The sequence below is a fragment of the Nonomuraea sp. NPDC049784 genome, from assembly GCF_040659615.1.
GTDB lineage: Bacteria > Actinomycetota > Actinomycetes > Streptosporangiales > Streptosporangiaceae > Nonomuraea.
In genome coordinates, this window is sequence record NZ_JBFAMX010001020.1 from 1 (window position 1) to 2,309 (window position 2,309).

General features: G+C 72.5%; 3 protein-coding genes and 1 pseudogene. 1 reads left to right on the forward strand and 3 read right to left on the reverse strand.

Going from position 1 to position 2,309, the window contains the following annotated elements:
• Positions 1–203, forward strand: a 203-nt coding sequence (locus tag AB0J09_RS62625) for a pentapeptide repeat-containing protein (protein ID WP_360713718.1), incomplete at its 5' end; no start/stop codon positions are given.
• A 56-nt stretch (positions 204–259) separates the two neighbouring features.
• On the opposite strand, the gene AB0J09_RS62630 is transcribed toward AB0J09_RS62625, so the two are convergent.
• The 3 genes and pseudogenes from AB0J09_RS62630 to AB0J09_RS62640 form a co-directional block, all read right to left on the reverse strand.
• Positions 260–1,249: a hypothetical protein gene (locus AB0J09_RS62630; protein WP_360713720.1), complete on the reverse strand. Its 990-nt coding sequence runs from the start codon at positions 1,247–1,249 to the stop codon at positions 260–262.
• Positions 1,239–1,772, reverse strand: coding sequence for a copper resistance protein CopC (locus tag AB0J09_RS62635; RefSeq protein WP_360713722.1), 534 nt, complete (start codon positions 1,770–1,772; stop codon positions 1,239–1,241). Before AB0J09_RS62635 ends, AB0J09_RS62630 begins: the two co-directional genes overlap by 11 nt.
• A 154-nt stretch (positions 1,773–1,926) precedes the next feature.
• Positions 1,927–2,309, reverse strand: a pseudogene (locus AB0J09_RS62640) (hypothetical protein); the annotation flags it as partial.

The following is a 2,309-nucleotide window of genomic DNA, read 5'->3' on the forward strand; positions in this document are numbered from 1 at the left end:
GGGCCCGGCTGGTGGGCGCCGAGCTGCGCCGGGCCGATCTGTCCGGGGCGTCGCTGCGCGGCGCCGACCTGACGCGGTGCGACCTGCGCGGCAGCGACCTGAGCACGCTCGACCCGCACACTGTCACGCTCAAGGGCGCGATCATCGACCCCTTCCAGGCGACGGTCGTGGCCACGGCCCTGGGGCTGGACGTGCGGGATTAAGGCACGTCGCCAGGAGTTCACCGCCCGGCGGGCGACTCCTTACGTGGCGTGACCTGTCAGCACAAGGCCATCGCGGTCTGCCACACTCCCGGCAGCGCCGCCAGGACGAGGTCTCCCCGGCGGCGGCGGTCCTTGCGCGTCTCGGCCCCCAGGTCGGCCAGCAGCTCGCGGAAGCCGTCCTCGTAGCCCGACTCACCGGCCGCCGACCGCTTCGCCAGGCAGCGCGCGTACGTGGCCACCAGCCAGAAGACCGCCTCCCGATGCAGCCCGCGCCGGATCAGGTCCCGGGTGCCGTCAATGGCGATCGGCCGCGCCAGCGGGGAGATGTCGGAGTCGAACCGGTACGAGGGCGCCCGCACGGCGGCCGTCGCGTCGAACACCTTCTCCAGGGCGGCCAGATGCCGCCCGACCCGCGCCGCGCTGAGGTTCGCGCAGCCCAGCAGGTCGAGCAGGCTCTCGTGGAAGTCCAGCCGCCCGTGCTCGGCGAGCAGGTCGCGCACGGCGACGTACCGGAGGCGGATCGTGGGGTTGCGCAGCCCGGCCACCAGCAGGACGTGTGTGGTCACCCCAGTGCCGAACAGCCACGAGGCGACCTGGTCGGGCAGGGACGCGCGCTCGTCGATGCCGTTGACGAACCCGCGCACCCGGTCCATGGCGTTGGTGCAGCGGGCCAGGATCCATGGCCGCTGGGCGAAGTCGCGCGAGACATCCCGCTGGATCTCGGTGAGCCGCCCGGACGGGTCGGCCAGCACGCACGGGAGGTGGAAGCTGCCGGCCAGGTGGTAGTCGCTCAGCACGTCGTGAGCGGAGCCGAGCACGGGAACGGAGGAGACCTCGAGCAAGATCCCCTTGTAGGTGAATTTTCCCAGATGGGCCGGCTTGTCCGCGACCACGATGACGTCCACGTCGGAGGTCGGGGCCAGCTCATCGGCCGGGTCGGCCCACAGGGCCGACCCGGTCAGGAACGCCCCGTCGAAGCCCGGCAGTGCGGCGCCCTCCTCCAGCACCCACTGCCGGGCGATCTGCCGGGCTTCCTCAATCCGCATCCACTTCCTCCCGATCTGGGCCGCGGCGCGCGGTCCAGATCAGGACGAGCGCACCCAGCACGACAAGCACCGCCAGCCCGCCCCAGATCCAGCCGGGAACACCCCCCGACGCCGCCGCGGGCTGCTCGCCGGCCGCAGTAGGCGCCGCGGCGGACGCTGCCGCCTGAGGCGGCGTGCTCGCCGTCGGTCCCTTGCCGGTGGCCGATGAAGAAGCTGATCCTTTCACGCTGAAGGGGATTTCGCCCTCAATGGGATGCCCGTCAGATGAAACGACGCGCCAGGCGATGACGTAGGCGCCCGGCGCGAGTGGCTGGGCCACGTCGGTGAGCACCTTCGGACCGGCGAGCCGCGGCTTGCCGAGCGGGACCGCCTTGCCCGCCGCGTCGTGCAGCACGACGAACGGGAACTTGACGCCGGCGCTGTATTCGAGCTCGATCTCGTCGACCGAGCCGACCTGCGCGTTCTTGGCGGGTGAGCTGCTCTTGAGTGAGTCGTGGGCCAGCGCCGGGGAAGCGGTGAACATCAGGGCGAGGGCGCACGCGAGTGCCGCCCCGAGGATGTGACGTGGCAGGAACGCCATGATGGGTCTCCAGAACGATCTTCCGGGCCGCGCGCGTGGCGCCGTCCGGGCAATGGCAAGGGTACGCCCCAGCTGGGCGTGCCAAGGGACATGTACTTCAGCCGAAGTGCCTTGGCCCGCCGGGCGGGCCTCGCCTGCTGATCGCGCCGGGGACGGTCCTGCCGGCGTACACGGGGAGATCGGGGGTCACCGGCCGCCACGAGGGAGTGGTGAGCTCGGCAGTGACCTCGGCCGGGGCGGCGGCGAGCAGCCGGATGAGCGGCGGCGGCCCGGCGTAGAGGCGGATCATGAGCCACAGCGCGCGCTCGCCCCGATGCAGCCACCACGCCGTCAGGGCCGCGACCGTGAGATGCACCAGCGCCATGCCGGGCGCGGGATGCCCGTGTCCCGGGCTCGCCCCCGCGGCCGGCGAGAGCCGCTCGAAGAGCTGGTGCAGCACCATCTGGGTGCCGGCGGTCGCCGCCAGCACGGCCGCCGGCC

What these genes read in the sequence shown, in the direction of transcription:
- AB0J09_RS62635 (WP_360713722.1), bottom strand. Translation starts at nt 1,772, where the DNA reads ATGTTCACCGCTTCCCCGGCGCTGGCCCACGACTCACTCAAGAGCAGC.
- AB0J09_RS62630 (WP_360713720.1), bottom strand. Translation starts at nt 1,249, where the DNA reads ATGCGGATTGAGGAAGCCCGGCAGATCGCCCGGCAGTGGGTGCTGGAG.